The organism is Arthrobacter sp. Y3222053 (assembly GCF_059092805.1).
Genome location: NZ_JBNHIA010000003.1, coordinates 589,791 through 604,987, shown reverse-complemented (window position 1 = coordinate 604,987; position 15,197 = coordinate 589,791). Strand labels below are relative to the sequence as shown.

Below are 15,197 nucleotides of genomic sequence, written 5' to 3'. Positions count from 1 at the left end.
ACCCGCAAGCGGACTGGAAAGAGCGCAGCCGACCTGCTGGAGCAGGCGGACCCGGAACTGACGGCACTCTTCGACCGGTTCGACGCGTTCGCCCAGTCCCTGGGGGGACGACGTCGTGAAAAACGAGCGGGCCCTGTACTTCGCCTACCGCCGGCTGAAGAACTTTGCCTGTGTGGAGGTCCATCCGGTGAGCCGGAACCTGCTGGTCTATCTGCGGGTCAATCCGGACACCGTCACGCTGCAGGACGGCTTCACCCGCGACGTGCGTGCTATCGGCCACTTCGGCACCGGCGACCTGGAGCTGAGGGTCACCGCCGAGTCGCCCTGGGCAGCCGTCGAGGAGCTCACCCGTCGGTCCTTCGAGGCCAGCTGACCGCGCCTGCAGGCGGGATGGGGGGTGCCTCTATGGTTTTCGTCAAGCGGCTGAGGGCAGATTCTTAGGTGCCGGATCTTCATAAAGGGTGCCATCGCGGAGCATGGCGAAGAGGACGTCGGAACGCCGCCGGGCCAGGGCAATAATGGCTTGGTTGTGGCGTTTGCCCTCGGCACGCTTGCGGTCGTAGTACGCCCTGGACGGTGGATGATGCAGGGCGGCGAAGGCCGAGAGGAACAGGGCTCGTTTGAGTTTCTTGTTGCCCCGCCGGCTCGAATGCTCACCGCGGATGGAGGTTCCGGAACGGCGGGTCACCGGCGCGATCCCGGCGTAGGAAGCCAAATGGGCGGCGGAAGCGAAGTGTTTGCCAGTGACTTCGGTGAGGATACGTGCGCAGGTCCTGACGCCGATGCCGGGCATCGAGGTCAGGACCGAGTGAAGAGGGTGGGCCTCCACGAGAGCTTCGACCTGGGTGGCAATCTCCTCGCGTTGCCGGCGCAGCGCCAGGAGCTGCTCGGCCAGTTTCGGCAGCACGATCCCGGCAGCACCGGTGCCCACGACCACGACCGTCTGCTGTTCGAGGGCAGCAAATATCGCGTCGGTGAGCCGTTCAGCAGCCCGGGGTGCATGTTTCTTCAACCGTGCTTTGACGTGCCCGCGCCCTGCGGCCTTCAAGGCCTGCGGGGTCGAATACCGGGTGAGCAGGTCCGCGACAGCCGGGTGGTCCAAGTGCGGGCCCAGTGCCCGCTCCAGGGCGGGATGGATCTGGGTGAGCAGTCCGCGGATCCGGTTGGACGTTGCGGTGATCTGAGCGGCGAGGTCATCATCGAAACCGCAGAGCACCCCGAGCTCGGCCAGAGTTTCATCGTCCAGTTCCACCGACCGCAGCGTATGCGGCATGCACCGGGCGGCTTCGGCGATGATGGCCGCGTCCCGGGCATCCGTTTTTGCCTGGCCGGGGTGCAGGTCCGCGATCCGGCGCATCGCCAGTCCCGGCAGATACCCGACGGCAGCGCCGGCGACCTGAGCGACCGCGACGGGCAGCGCACCAATGGTGGCGGGCTGATCCACGACAACCAGGACCTTCCCATGGGAAGCGAGCCCGGTGATGATCTCCCGGATCTTAGCTTCGTCTTGCGGCAGGCCCTTGTCGTACAGCTTCTTCCCGACCCGGTTCAACGCCACTGCGTGGTGGCCGGTCTTGCCGACGTCCAGGCCAAGGAAAACGGCGATACTCTCGTGCTCCAAGATCATGATTACCCCCGGTAGCGTGTGCTGAGACTGACGCGTTGGCTGGTCCGGGCGGCAGGAAGTCGCATCCACGTTACGAAGAACCGTTGGGTCGTGCCTCTATTAGCGATCCACCGGCCGCCAAGCCGGTTCCGGTGGCAACACCCCCCGGATCATGGATGACTGGGGGCAAAAACCATGCCGGAACCGACCGGCCAACACGCCCACATCCTGCAACAGGAAACGGGCTACGAAAAAGGTAACGGGGGGGAAGACCGGGGAACGACGGCGGGGAGGGACCGCCAGCGCAGGCAACCGTGTTCCCGGTGCGTTCCCGGCGCGCCCGCCGCCCACGTGTGACAGGTGTAACCTCTTACCTGCGACCCAGAAATGGGCGCGTTGGGGGATGGGGGATCCTGAGTGCGCTTTAGTGACGACGACGCCGATCAGCTGCTTGCTGCCTGCAAGAAAGCCTCGGCAGCCTTGAGCGAGCAGCGGGGGCCACGGGCCTCGACAACCGGGGAGGCGCTCGCGGAGTTCCGCGGCCCGTTCGCCGACCGATATCGGGCGAACTCGGCCGCACAGGCGGCAGCCCGCAATACTTTGGTGAATGCACTGGAGGATGTGGCCGAGCAGGTCCAGTTTGCCAAGAGCCAGGCCGAGCAGGCCCGCCAGGACCTGAAGGAGCAGCGGGCCCGGTCCCTACAGAAGCTGCTGGAGGAGGGCTTCGTGTCCGCCGCCGCGGACTACCTGCGAGACCTGCTGCCCGGGTTTTCCCTTCCCGACGATCTGTCCGGGGCCGAGGTTCGCCGCCCTCAGGTCTCGTTTCCGCCGCTGGTCCTGCAGCCCCACGACTGGGCTGCCGGCGCGGCGCCCGGCACCAGTTCCGCGGTACCCGAGGCCGTGAAGGCCGCCGCATCCCAGATCTACGACCAGGAAGACGTTGCCGAGCTGGTCTGCCAGGACGTGGTCCAGGCCCTGAGCAGCTTCCAGAGCTCATGCTCCTGGGCCTCAATTGACGTCGGTACCTTCGCACCGGCGGTAAGCCAGTACAACCAGGATGACCGCAACGACGCCGACAAACTGTGGCAGATCGGGCAGGCCTTCAGCACCGCCGGGCAGGGCGGGGACATGACCGGATCGGTGGAGTTGTCATCCACGGCGCTGGCCCTGGCAATTTCTCCCGCCGCCGTGCGCGGGGAGGCTCTGCTGGAGTTCTTCGCAACGGCCTCACCCGTGGACCTCGAAGTGGCGTCGAAGAACCCCGACTGGCTCACCCACCTGCCGTCGGTGTCTGCGGAACGCATCGCCGAGTGGTGGGCAGAGCTGCAGGCCTCGGGGAACGCGGCGAATGGCTTCACGGCCCAGCAGCTGGTCCTGCTGGAATCGGCGCCGAAGGTCTTCGGGTCCCTTGACGGGGTGCCCGCGCTGGCCCGCGTGCACGCCAACAGCATCGGTGCGGTGGAGGACATCGCGGCAGCCGAGGCGCTGCTCGCCAGGCTGCGGGAGATCGGCGGCGATTCCGAGGACCGCCAGAAACTGCTGGAGAAAGAAATTGGCTACTTGAAGAAGGTCGAAGCCGGGCAGGTGCAGCTGTATCTGTACAACCGCGAAGGGTCGCGGATCATCGAAATGCTCGGAACTCCGGGCCCTGACACGCAGCGCACACTCACGTACGTGCCCGGGACCTTCGCGAGCATGAAGAGTTTCTACGACGGCGGCGCCCAGACCTTCGCCAATTACATGGTGGGCATGGCCCCGAATACGGTGGCTTTTGTGTACAAGGACGGGCCCTTCCCCGGGGAGAACCAGGAGGGAGGCAGGGATGACTACCTGCGCCTCACGGAAGCCAATGACCCGCAGACGGGGTACGACGCCGGCAGGCAGCTGGCCGGGTTCCAGCACGGAATGCTCACGGACCCGACCCTGCAGGGCACCGAGCAGGTCGGCATCGGACACAGCTGGGGATACGCCAACCTCACCAGTTCGGAGATTCACGGCGCGGACTATGACAAGTCCATCTCCCTGTCCGGGGCGGGGATGCACGAAGAATGGGAGCCGGATAAGGACACGCGCTACTCGAACTTTGTCTATGACAACGACATCCTCCTCCGAGCGCAAGGATTCGGGTTTGTCTGGGACGGCAAAGTGCCCAGCGAACATGATGCCTTCACGAATCACGAGTACACAGTGCCGGAAGAGGTGGATATCGGGTCGATTGACGCCCATTCCCTTCCGACGACAGACAGCAAAGACAATATGGAATTGCTTGAAGACGCCTTGGAGGAGTTAGCGCGATGACCCGAGTACGCTGCACCGCGGTAGCGATGGTGCTGCTTCTAAGCCTCGCCGGCTGTGCAAACGGTGCCGCGGAGGCACCGACGACCGCAAGCCCAACGGAAGGGAACACATCAATGGCATCAGAGTTGACCTGGCAGGAAGCGAAGGCCCGGACTCAGGCCATGGAACTGGAGATCGCCGATTCGCTTCCTCAGGACAAGGTGGCTGCGGTCGAGCAGATGCCGGAGGGCGTTCTGATTGAGTGCGGTGACTCGTCGGTCAACTGGCACGGCGCGACCACCATTGCTTTGAGTGACGGGTCAGAGCCGGAGCCTCTCGTTCGGGAGCTGGAAGCGAAGTACCGGGACAGCCGATTCGAGATCAAGGTACGGGACCCCGCCCCAGCCGGACACTACGAAGTCCAGTTGCGTTCCCCCGATACGGCAGAGATGTACATCATCAAAAGAGGGCTGGAACCTGGGACGATTCGCATAGCTTCTGGTTCTGATTGCTTCCCCTGGCCTGAGGGCGAATACATGGGTGGAAAGTTCTAGGAAAGGTCCGGCTTAGAGAGGTGGCAGGATGATGTGGCTCCGATGGGGTGCAGCGTCGGCGGTTTTGCTGCTCTCCCTCGCGAGTCTTGCGGGCTGCGCAAAAGACCCGTCCGAGGCAGCCGGAGCCGAAGAACTGACGTGGCAGGAAGCAAAAGCCCGCACACAGGCCATGGAGCTGGAAATCGCCGAATCGCTACCACCGGACCGAGTGGTCGAGGTTGCCCAGATGCCGACCGGCATGCTGATCAGGTGCGATGATTCCAGGGTCAATTGGAACGGGGCAACCACTGTCACGTTGCCTGCTGGAACCGAGCCCGATCCGCTGGTGCGTGCGCTCGAGGAGAAATACCGGGACAGCCGGTTCGATATCGAGGTGCGTGATCCCGCGCCGGTGGGACACTACGATATACAGCTGCGCTCGCCGGACGGCGGTGAAAGCTATCTCATCGGTGAGGGGTTCGATCCGAATACGATCCGGATCGCCTCTGGTTCTGAGTGCTTCCCCTGGCCTGAGGGTGAGTATATCGGCGGCGAGTTCTAGTCCGGCGTACGTTGAGAGGCAACGAAATGGCGCGAGGCCGATCCGCTGCAGTGCTCCTGGTGCTGCTGCTGGGCCTTACCGGCTGCGCCGAGGATCCGTCCGAGGCAGCCGCAGTCGACGGGCTGACCTGGCAGGAAGCGAAGGCCCGTACGCAGGCCATGGAACTGGAAATCGCCGAATCGCTACCGCAGGATAAGCTGGCCAATGTCGATCAGGAATTGACGGGTCTGCTGATCAGGTGCAGTGACTCTTCTGTTAACTGGCATGGCGCGACCACCGTTACCTTAATTGAGGGGACTGATCCGGAGCGTCTTGTCCGCGAGCTGGAGGAGAAGTATCAGGACAGCCGATTCGAGATTAAGGTACGGGATCCCGCGCCGGCGGGACACTACGAAGTCCAGCTGCGCTCTCCTGAGACCGCCGAAATCTACATCATCGGCGAAGGGTTTGATCCCTACACGGTTCGTATAGCATCCGGTTCTGAGTGCTTCCCCTGGCCTGAGGGCGAATACATGGGCGGAAAGTTCTAGAATCCTGTGCCATCGAGAGGCGGCGGGGTGATTCGGTGGCGAGCAGCTGTCGCTGGCGTGAGTCTGTGGCTCAGCCTTGTGGGTTGCGCTGACAACTCGTCTGAAGCGTCCGCAGCGGACGAGCTGACCTGGCAGGAAGCAAAGGCCCGAACACAGGCCATGGAACTGGAAATCGCTGATTCGATTCCCCGAGACGAAGTGGCCGACGTTGCCCAGATGCCGACCGGCATGCTGATCGACTGCGGCGGGTCCACGGTTAATTGGAACGGGGTCACCACTGTCACTTTGACAGCGGGAGCGGAGCCCGGCCCGGTGGTCCGGGCCCTCGAGGAGAAGTACCGGGACAGCCGGTTCGATCTCAAGGTGCGTGACCCCGCCCCGGCCGGACACTTCGAAGTCCAGTTGCGCTCGCCGGACGCTGCCGAAAATTACATCATCGGTGCCGGGTTTGATCCGAATACGATGCGGATCGCTTCTGGTTCGGAGTGCTTCCCTTGGCCGGAGGACGAATCCATTAGGGGCGAGTTCTAGGCGGCCGCTGGCAGACAAGGGACCTGCGAACCGCACCCAGGCCTTCTACCGTGACGACGGGAGCTGCCCGAAGCGGATGCGCCGAGGGCCAAGCCCACGCCGCGGTCCCCGTAAAATCATCTGATGCCTCAACCCCTGCAGCTCGCCGCATCCCGCCCTTCCGCCGTGTCCCTCCGCCTGGCACGCGTCGTCACCGAAATCTCCGCACCGACCGTGCTCGTAGGGATCCTGCTGCTGCTGCAGCCCCTGCTCACCCCAGGGGTGACGTGGCTGCAGGGTGTGATGGCGGCGGTCTTCACGGTGGGGCTGCCCTTTGCCGGAATTCTCTGGCTGAAGCGGCGCGGTTCGGTGACGGACCACCACGTGGGTGTGCGGACCCAGCGGGCTCCCATCTTGGCCGCATCCGCAGTGTCGATGGGCATCGGCGCGCTGGTCCTCATCCTGCTGGACGCCCCGGCCGCCATGTTCGGCGAGATCGGCGGCGTCTTCATCGGCATGATGCTGTGCCTGGCCGCGAACCTGGTCTGGAAGCTGTCGGTTCATTCCGCCGTCGCCGCCTACGTCGGTTTGGCCCTGCTGGCCCCGATCCCGGCGGTCGGTGCAGGACTCGCCCTGCTGCTGGCCAGCGCCACGGGCTGGTCGCGGGTCAAGATCGGCGACCACACACCCACCCAGGTCCTGGCCGGCCACATCGCCGGATGCCTGGCCTTTGCCACGGCCCTGCTGCTTCCCTAGAGCACGTTCCACCCCCGTTACCTTTTTCGTAGCCCGTTTCCTGTTGCAGGATGTGGGTGTGTTGGCCGGTCGGTTCCGGCATGGTTTTTGCCCCCAGTCATCCATGATCCGGGGGGTGTTGCCACCGGAACCGGCTTGGCGGCCGGTGGATCGCTAATAGAGGCACGACCCAACGGTTCTTCGTAACGTGGATGCGACTTCCTGCCGCCCGGACCAGCCAACGCGTCAGTCTCAGCACACGCTACCGGGGGTAATCATGATTCTGGAGCACGAGAGTATCGCCGTTTTCCTTGGCCTGGACGTCGGCAAGACCGGCCACCACGCAGTGGCGTTGAACCGGGTCGGGAAGAAGCTGTACGACAAGGGCCTGCCGCAAGACGAAGCTAAGATCCGGGAGATCATCACCGGGCTCGCTTCCCATGGGAAGGTCCTGGTTGTCGTGGATCAGCCCGCCACCATTGGTGCGCTGCCCGTCGCGGTCGCTCAGGTCGCCGGTGCTGCCGTCGGGTATCTGCCGGGACTGGCGATGCGCCGGATCGCGGACCTGCACCCCGGCCAGGCAAAAACGGATGCCCGGGACGCAGCGATCATCGCCGAAGCCGCCCGATCCATGCCGCATACGCTGCGATCGGTGGAACTGGACGATAAGACCCTGGCCGAGCTCGGGGTGCTCTGCGGTTTCGACGACGACCTCGCCGGCCAGATCACCGCAACGTCCAACCGGATCCGCGGACTGCTCACCCAGATCCATCCCGCCCTGGAGCGGGCACTGGGCCCACACCTGGACCATCCGGCCGTCGCGGACCTGCTCACCCGGTATTCGACCCCGCAGGCCTTGAAGATCGCAGGGCGCGGGCACGTCAAAGCACGGTTGAAGAAACATGCACCCCGGGCTGCTGAACGGCTCACCGACGCGATATTTGCTGCCCTCGAACAGCAGACCGTCGTGGTCGTGGGCACCGGTGCTGCCGGGATCGTGCTGCCGAAACTGGCCGAGCAGCTCCTGGCCCTGCGCCGGCAACGCGAGGAGATTGCCACCCAGGTCGAAGCCCTCGTGGAGGCCCACCCTCTTCACTCGGTCCTGACCTCGATGCCCGGCATCGGCGTCAGGACCTGCGCACGTATCCTCACCGAAGTCACTGGCAAACACTTCGCTTCCGCCGCCCATCTGGCTTCATACGCCGGGATCGCGCCGGTGACCCGCCGTTCCGGAACCTCCATCCGCGGTGAGCATTCGAGCCGGCGGGGCAACAAGAAACTCAAACGAGCCCTGTTCCTCTCGGCCTTCGCCGCCCTGCATCATCCACCGTCCAGGGCGTACTACGACCGCAAGCGTGCCGAGGGCAAAGGGCATAACCAAGCACTCATCGCCCTGGCCCGGCGGCGTTCCGACGTCCTCTTCGCCATGCTCCGCGACGGAACCCTTTACGAAGACCCCGCACCCAAAAACCTGCCCTCAGCCGCTTGACGAAAACCATAGAGGCACCCCCCCCGCACCCCGCCAGCTCCCGTACTGCCTCCAGCCGGTGGAGGCGGCAGCGGAGCGTTCCATACCCCTCCGAAGCTGGCAACAGCTAGCAGGCATAGGACCAGTAGCTGCCCGCGAAAAATGCGTAGGAACTACTTGGGCGCCGGCCTCCACACCCGCCCTATGGTGATGCCGGTGCTCGTTGCTGAGTAGCGGCGACGCACTTTCCCGTAGGGCCTGCCTCCCGGGCAAAGACAAGCTGCCACCCCCAGCCATGGGCACTCCCAGCCATCTTTACGTCTCACATCTAGGGCTCCGGCCGCCAGCCACATGCATGCGCGGCGGAGCCCCCGGGGGGAACCATGACATCGATCCGGTCTCTTTTCCACGACTCCTTCACCCGGCGGCGGACCCTGCTGATCCTCGCCGCACTCGTCCTCACGGCCCTGGTGCCGCTGGCAGGCGCCACTGCCCTGCTGCCCGCCGGATGGTCTCTGGCCCTGCTCGCCGCCGGCGCGCTGCTGGCCATGATCGCCCTGCTCCGGAACGTCCGCCCGGGCGCCGGCAGCCTGGGCACGCGGGCCGAAGACGCCTCCCGGCCCGGCGCCGGGCTGCTGCTCTACCTCTCGCCCGTGATCCTGCTGAACCTGGTCTATCCGCTGGTCAGCCCCGCGATGGCCGCCGTGCAGGTCGGGGGAGTGCAGCTGACCCACGTGGTGCTCGCCTCCTCCATCACCGTGCCGTGGCTGGCGCAGGCGGCCTGCCTGCCGGCCTACCGCGCCATCGGCGACCTGATGGCCGAGCGGGACATGGCTGCCATTGTCCGCCGGTTCTGCAGCACCTGGCCGGCGATGTTCGTCTTCGCCCTGCCGCTGGTTGTGGTCTTCGCGGTCCCGCTGTGGCTGGCCACCGGCTGGTCCCTGACCGCCCTGGGCACCTACGCCGCGCTGGTCGCCCTGCACCTGCTGTTCGTCCAGGCCCTCATCATGGCGAACGTCGCCAACCGGCGCGGCCTCTGGGCCGCCGCCTGGGCCGCCTACGCCGCCGCCCTGTTCCTGGCCCCCACCCTCTGGTGGCTGCCGCCGCTGCTCGGCGCGCTCACCCAGATCGCCGCCATGGGCCGCGGCCTGGCCGCCGTCCGGCTCCGCGGACTGGACCCGCGCCACTTCAGCGCGGACCTGCTGCGCGGCCTGCTGCTGGGCGCCGTGCTCTGGGCCGACAAGTTCGTCCTCTTCCTGGTCACCGACGGCAACTTCCAGGTGGTGGTGGTCTTCCTCGCCATGCTGCCGGCCGTCCTGGCCTACAACTACTACTTTGTGAACCTGGCCCCGCAGGTGGACCGCGCCGTCGCCTCCCTGCACCAGGCCATCGCCCAGGAGCCGCTGACCCTGCTGGCCCAACGCTCCAGGACGCTCAGCCGCACCGCGGACCGCGCGATCCTCACCACCGGAGCGGCCGGCATGCTGCTCACCCTCGCCGTCTGCCTGCTGATGGAAGGCCTGCAGCCGGCGCAGGTGCTGCTGGCCGCCGCCGTGGGCGTGGCCTCCTGGGCCTTCATGGTCCTGACCCTGCTCAGCTACGAACTGGACTACATCGGCGAGAAGCTCCTGCCGCAGATCCTCGGCGGGGTCCACCTGGTGCTCTGCGCGGCGGCGTTCCTGCTCATCGGCGCCACCGACGGCACCGCCGCAGCGGCGCTGGCCTACGCGGCGCTCGCCGCCGCGGACCTGGCCCTGGTCGCCGCCGCCTGGGTGCTCTACAAGCGGCACTGGACCCAGCCGGAATACACCCTGTTCTGGCGCCACGCCACGTCCTGGTAGCCCGCTTCCCGGAACCCGCCGACGTCGGCCACACCGGCGCCGTCGGCCCCCCGCCATCCCGCTGACCTCCTCCGCAGAAGGACACCGCCATGTACGGAACCAAAAAGACCAAGGCCCGCCGGGCCGCCCTCAGTCAGGACCCCGCCGTCGTGCCCGCCGCCGTGCAGGCAGCGCAGGCCGACTACCCCGACGTGGACGTCGCCATTGTCATGGAGTCCACCTACCCCTACCTCAAGGGTGGCGTGTCGGCCGTGGTGCACGACATCGTCACCCACAACCCGGACCTGAGCTACGGCATCATCCACATCGCCTGGGACTCCGATGCGCCCAGCCAGGACCTGTACGGGATGCCGGAGAATGTGCTGTGGGTGCGCACCGTCTACCTGTCCCTACAGGAACACCGGCACGACTTCATGGCCGCCACCGCCAAGGACCTGGGGCTGGGCCCGGCCGAACGCACCGCCCTGGCACACCGGCTGTTCGATGCGCTCTACGCCCTGTCCGAACACCGCGACGTGGACCCGCTCTGGCAGCTGATCGACGAGGGCTTCAACGCCCGCACCCGCCGCTACCCGCTCTGGGCGCTGCTGGGCACCCGCGAGTTCATGCAGACGCTGGGGGAGCGGATGCCGCAGCTGGACCTGTCCCTGGCCGACTCGTTCTGGACACTGCGCAACTTCTTCTCCCTCGCCTACGCCGTGCTGGGCGAAACCATGCCCCGGGCCCGGGTCTACCACGCGCACACCACCGGCTACGCCTCGCTGCTCGGCGCCGCCGCCGCCCGCGACCACGGCACCTCGTTCCTGCTCACCGAACACAACCTGTACGTCCGCGACACGGTGAACACCCTGCTGGAGCGCAACATGGCGCTGTCCATCACCTCCGAGGACTACCGCACCTTCGACGACGTCACCGCCGAGCAGCGGGCCTGGATGGCCTGGTGGATCGAAATGGGCCACTTCTGCTATCCGAGCGCGGCGCTGATCACCTACCTCTACCCGTCGGCGATCACCGAGGCCGCCCGGCTGGGCACCGACATCGACAAGTCCGTGGTGGTGCCCAACGGCATGGTCATCGCCGAGTTCGAGGAGAAGTACCGGGCCCGGCTCGCCGCCCGGACCCGGCTGGCTGAGCAGGGCGACAACCACACCTGGCACCTCGCCTACATCGCCCGGGTGGTGCCGATCAAGGGCCTGCTGGACCTGCTTTCCAGCCTCGACCTGCTGCGCCGGCACGGCTTCCCCAACGTGCACCTGGACGTGCTCGGCCCCACCGAGCACGTGCCGGACTACTACGAGGCGTGCCTGGCGAAGATCGAGAGCCTGGGCCTGCAGGACCACGTGACCGTGCACGGCACCGTCCACGTCCGGGAGCGGCTGGACGAGTTCGACCTGCTGGTGCTGCCCAGCTACAACGAGGGCCAGCCGATCGTGGTGCTCGAGGCGATGGCCGCCGGCATCCCGACCGTGGGCACCGACGTCGGCGGCATGCGCCAGCTGGTCGGCGATCCGCTGCCGACGGCGGACGGGCGGACCGTGGGCCCCTGCGGCGAGCTGGTGGCCGCCGGCGACGTGCAGCAGATGGCCGAGCGGATCCGCGCCGTCATCGGCGACCTGGACCGCTACGCCGAGTACGCCGACAACGCGCGCACCCGGGTGGAGGAGTTCTTCCAGATGCACGAGATCATGTCCTCCTACAACGAGATCTACCGCACCGTGGGCGACATCTCCGAGCTGCGCAACCTCTCCACCACCGAACTGGACTACCTGCTGCCGGAGGTGCAGTGACCGGCGTCGGCGCCTGGATCCGCTACGGCGGGCCGCTGCAGCCGGGCGAGCTCGACTTCGCGGCCGCGCACTACCGGGCGGCGATCCTGCAGCCCTGGGAGACCGACGCCGCCCGCGAGCTGAAGCGGCTGCGCCCGGACATGACGGTCCTCTGCTACAAGTGCCTGTCCTCCACCCGCAGCTACGAGCCGGGTCCGGTCTACAGTTCCGGGGTCTCGTTTGCGGAGGCGGAGGGGGACGACGGCGGGTGGTTCGCCACCCGCCTGGACGGCACCCGGATCGAGTGGGAACGGTATCCGGGGCACTGGCAGATGCGGGTCTGGGATCCGGAATACCGGCGCCGCTGGGTGGAGAACGTGACCGCCGAGCTGCGCGGCTCGCCCTTCGACGGGGTGATGGCGGACAACGACGTGTTCGACGACTACTACGGCCTGCGCCTGCCCATCACCGGGGCCACCGACATGGCAGGCCTCCGCAGCGCCGTGGGCGAGCTGGTGCACGCCGCCGGGGCCGCGCTGAACGCCGTCGGGAAGCTCCTGGTGCCGAACATCGCCGAGTCCCGCCGCGAACCCGGCCGGTGGAACGCGCACGCCGCGTACGGCGGCGGGTTCGAGGAGGTCTGGCTCGGCTACAGCCCGGTGCACCTGTTCGACCCCGTCACCGCGGAGGCGCAGCTGCCGCAGGCCGCCGGGCCGGGGCTGTCCATCCTGCGGGTGCCGACCGACGGCGACGACCGGCACCCGAACGTCACCTACGGGCTGTCCGCGTTCTGGATCTTCGGCGCCGGCCGGGGAGCCTACTCCGCGACCGCGCACGACGACTACAGCCGCCTCCAGCACGCCCCCGAACTGGACTGGCAGCTGGGCGGCCCGCGCACCGCGCCGCAGGGCCGCGGCCACGCCTGGTGGCGGGAGTTCGACGCCGGTTTCGCGGCCGTGAACTTCAACCGGGACGGCCGGCGCCGGCGGAAGGTGCGTGTCCCGGCTGGCATGGTCGACGGCGCGGGCCGGCCGGCGCCGTCGTCGGTGGTGCTGCCGGCGCAGCGGGGTGTGATCTTCCGCCGGGCGGGCTGAACGGCCGAGCAAGCACGTCATAACTCGGAACAGCGAAGGCCTTTTCCTACGCTGATCCGATGAGCATGCCGCCGTCCGCGTATCCGCCGTCGCCCCACCAGCCCGCCCGGCACGCCGGCGGCCAGCCTGCACAGCCGCCCGCACCGGCGTCCCCGACGGAGCCGGGCCGGGCCGCACGGACGGGCCTGCGCCTGATGATCACCGCCGCCGCCGGATCCCTGCTGGCCTCCGCCGTCGCAGGCACGATCGTCAGCACGTGGGACCTGTCCAGCAACCCGGCGAATCCCAACCCGCTCACCGGCCTCGCCTACGGGCTGCTGGGTACCCAGCTGCTCTGGGGCGTCCTGGGGATCACGGCGTTCGTCCTGGGCATCGTCGCAGTGCAGCGCCCGGCCGGCCGCCGGCACGGCCTCACTGCGATCGTGGGCGCCATCGTCGCCCCGCTGCTGTCGCTGCTGATCTTTTTCACGGTCGCGTTCATCATCGGCTGGACCCGGTAGCCGCCGGCTGCCGTGCTGCCCCGCATTCGGGGGAGCGGGGCAGCACGGTGCCGGTCTCCTAGACCTTCTGCCGGCGCCGGTTCCGCGCTGCCTTGTTGATGCTGCTCTTGCCGCCGCGCACGGCCGGCGGGGACGGCGCCGGTACGGCCGCTGCCGGCACGGGCGGCGGCATCAGCGCCGTTTCCGTGACGGCAGGAGCAGCAGCGGTCACCGGAGCGGCGGGCACGACGACGGCGGGGGCCGCCGCCGGCTGCTTCGCCTCGTCCCTGGCACCGGGTTGGGCGGCCGTCACCGCGGACACCGGAGTCTGCGGCAGCCAGCGAGCGGCCTCGTCGGCTGCGGCGCGGTCCTCCCGGCGCCGCCGCCCGATCAGGCCCCGGCGGGCGGGACCGGGGGCGACCGGCGCGCGGTGCCGCGGCTGTCCCGGAACCGCCTCCTGCCCGGCGCGGACATAGCTGTTCGTCCCGCCCACCCGGACGGCCTCGCCGGTTCCGGCCGATGCCGCAACCGGTAGGTTTCCCGTGTTCCTGGGGTCCGCCGCACTGTCAGCCCGGCTGTTGCGGCCGGTTCCGGCGTCGGCCGCCGCACGCCGTCGGGCGAGGCGTTCCGCCACCCGGGCCGCGGCAGCCTCGCGTTCAGCGGCGCGGGCGTCGCCGCGCTGGCCCGGCGCCAGGTACTCCAGGTCCTCGCGCAGGCTGCACAGCCGGCGCAGGCCGGCATGCAGCTCCAGGCGCAGCCCCGGCAGTCGCGCCGCGTAGCTTTCTGGAGCGGCGGACACCTCCTGCAGGTACCGGGCGCAGGCGGCCTCCATCTCCACCAGCACCGCCGCGACCTTCACCGATCCCGGCCGCAGCTCGGCCAGCGCCTCGCGCACCTGCCCGCGGACGTCGGCGACCGCGGAGCGGCAGCGCACCGGATCGTGCACCGGGTCCACGGTGCCGGGCCCGTCGGCCGCCAGAGCCCGTTTCAGGTGCAGCTGGGTGACCAGCTCGCGCAGGGCACTGAGCTCCCGTCGCCGCTGCCACAGCAGGCAGCCGGCCCAGCCCGCGGCGATGCCGCCGACGGCCAGGGTCACCGCCAGCAGAGCGGGCAGAATCCATTCCAACCAGTCCAAATTCATCCCAGCACCCTTCCCAGCACGCACTGTCGGACTCAGGGGCCGGCGCCGGCGCCCGGAGCATGGAGGCAACCGGCCGGCGCGCCGGCGCCGGACGGGCGGCACACTACGAGTCCCGGGCCGTCGGCGCCAGCGCAACTACTTGGAAAACCGGTGACGAACCACAAACCGTGGGCCGCCGCTGCGTAGGGCCGGATTCGGCGCGCGGAGCTGGGTCTGCAAGGATAAAGGCAAGGCTACTGATGAATTGGAGGATGCCATGCAGAACGAAATCCAGGAGCACCCGGCCGAAACCCCTGCAGACCACACCCCCGAGGACGCCGCTGCACAGGCTGCTCCGGCCGCCCGGCCGGAGAGCATCCGCAGCAGCCAGGACGGCCCGCTGATGAACATTCCCGCCGCCGACGTGGTCGATGCCGGCGCCTCCGCCGCCCCGGCCGCCAAGGTCGACCCGGGCGAGGTCGCGATCCTCGCTCAGGCCGAGGACCCCGGTGTCTCCTCCCGCCGGCTGCGCGAACTGGCCATGGAGCATCCGCACGCCCGCCCGGCGATCGCCGCGAACCCGGCCGCCAGCGCCGACCTGCTCACCTGGCTGCGCGGACTCGGGGATCCGGCAGTCGACGCCGCGCTGGCCCGCCGTAGCACCGCCGGCTGACGT

The 15,197-nt window shown here is 68.0% G+C and carries 15 protein-coding genes; 13 read left to right on the top strand and 2 right to left on the bottom strand.

The features are described 5' to 3' along the window. Positions 1-115: 115 nt before the first annotated feature. Positions 116-373 carry a hypothetical protein gene (locus tag AC5RUW_RS10865; protein WP_494160710.1) on the top strand — a complete coding sequence of 86 codons (258 nt, stop codon included), beginning with the start codon at positions 116-118 and terminating at the stop codon, positions 371-373. A 42-nt stretch (positions 374-415) separates the two neighbouring features. Here the strand turns inward: AC5RUW_RS10865 and AC5RUW_RS10860 are convergent, their stop codons facing one another. Continuing rightward, entirely contained in the window at positions 416-1,627 is a 1,212-nt protein-coding gene (locus tag AC5RUW_RS10860) for an IS110 family RNA-guided transposase (protein ID WP_494160810.1), read from the bottom strand. A gap of 459 nt (positions 1,628-2,086) precedes the next feature. Here AC5RUW_RS10860 and AC5RUW_RS10855 point away from each other — a divergent pair, with 459 nt between their 5' ends. From AC5RUW_RS10855 to AC5RUW_RS10805, 11 genes are all read left to right on the top strand, one after another. Next, positions 2,087-3,904 (top strand): hypothetical protein, encoded by a 1,818-nt coding sequence (locus AC5RUW_RS10855; protein WP_494160709.1) that lies wholly within the window; start codon positions 2,087-2,089, stop codon positions 3,902-3,904. 113 nt (positions 3,905-4,017) lie between these two features. Further along, positions 4,018-4,437, top strand: coding sequence for a hypothetical protein (locus AC5RUW_RS10850; RefSeq protein ID WP_494160708.1), 420 nt, complete (start codon positions 4,018-4,020; stop codon positions 4,435-4,437). A 28-nt stretch (positions 4,438-4,465) separates the two neighbouring features. After that, positions 4,466-4,978, top strand: a complete 513-nt coding sequence (locus AC5RUW_RS10845; protein WP_494160707.1) for a hypothetical protein — start codon at positions 4,466-4,468, stop codon at positions 4,976-4,978. 59 nt (positions 4,979-5,037) lie between these two features. After that, complete coding sequence (locus AC5RUW_RS10840) at positions 5,038-5,508, top strand: hypothetical protein (RefSeq protein ID WP_494160706.1); 471 nt, start codon at positions 5,038-5,040, stop codon at positions 5,506-5,508. A 159-nt stretch (positions 5,509-5,667) separates the two neighbouring features. Further along, positions 5,668-6,039, top strand: coding sequence for a hypothetical protein (locus AC5RUW_RS10835; RefSeq protein ID WP_494160705.1), 372 nt, complete (start codon positions 5,668-5,670; stop codon positions 6,037-6,039). 123 nt (positions 6,040-6,162) lie between these two features. Then, positions 6,163-6,774 carry a hypothetical protein gene (locus AC5RUW_RS10830; protein ID WP_494160704.1) on the top strand — a complete coding sequence of 204 codons (612 nt, stop codon included), beginning with the start codon at positions 6,163-6,165 and terminating at the stop codon, positions 6,772-6,774. Positions 6,775-7,030: 256 nt separating this feature from the next. After that, positions 7,031-8,242, top strand: a complete 1,212-nt coding sequence (locus AC5RUW_RS10825; protein ID WP_494160703.1) for an IS110 family RNA-guided transposase — start codon at positions 7,031-7,033, stop codon at positions 8,240-8,242. Positions 8,243-8,604: 362 nt separating this feature from the next. After that, the gene (locus tag AC5RUW_RS10820; RefSeq protein ID WP_494160702.1) at positions 8,605-10,062 is read left to right on the top strand and encodes a hypothetical protein; all 1,458 of its coding nucleotides are present in this window, start codon (positions 8,605-8,607) and stop codon (positions 10,060-10,062) included. An 89-nt stretch (positions 10,063-10,151) separates the two neighbouring features. Then, positions 10,152-11,849 carry a GT4 family glycosyltransferase PelF gene (gene pelF / locus AC5RUW_RS10815; RefSeq protein WP_494160701.1) on the top strand — a complete coding sequence of 566 codons (1,698 nt, stop codon included), beginning with the start codon at positions 10,152-10,154 and terminating at the stop codon, positions 11,847-11,849. Beyond that, a complete protein-coding gene (locus tag AC5RUW_RS10810; RefSeq protein ID WP_494160700.1) occupies positions 11,846-12,922 on the top strand; it encodes a putative glycoside hydrolase in 1,077 nt (358 codons plus the stop codon). Before pelF ends, AC5RUW_RS10810 begins: the two co-directional genes overlap by 4 nt. Before the next feature lie 59 nt (positions 12,923-12,981). Further along, positions 12,982-13,422 (top strand): hypothetical protein, encoded by a 441-nt coding sequence (locus tag AC5RUW_RS10805; protein ID WP_494160699.1) that lies wholly within the window; start codon positions 12,982-12,984, stop codon positions 13,420-13,422. A gap of 58 nt (positions 13,423-13,480) precedes the next feature. Here the strand turns inward: AC5RUW_RS10805 and AC5RUW_RS10800 are convergent, their stop codons facing one another. Further along, the gene (locus tag AC5RUW_RS10800; protein ID WP_494160698.1) at positions 13,481-14,542 is read right to left on the bottom strand and encodes a hypothetical protein; all 1,062 of its coding nucleotides are present in this window, start codon (positions 14,540-14,542) and stop codon (positions 13,481-13,483) included. A 256-nt stretch (positions 14,543-14,798) separates the two neighbouring features. Here AC5RUW_RS10800 and AC5RUW_RS10795 point away from each other — a divergent pair, with 256 nt between their 5' ends. Continuing rightward, positions 14,799-15,194 carry a variant leucine-rich repeat-containing protein gene (locus tag AC5RUW_RS10795; protein WP_494160697.1) on the top strand — a complete coding sequence of 132 codons (396 nt, stop codon included), beginning with the start codon at positions 14,799-14,801 and terminating at the stop codon, positions 15,192-15,194. The last annotated feature ends 3 nt before the right edge of the window (positions 15,195-15,197 follow it).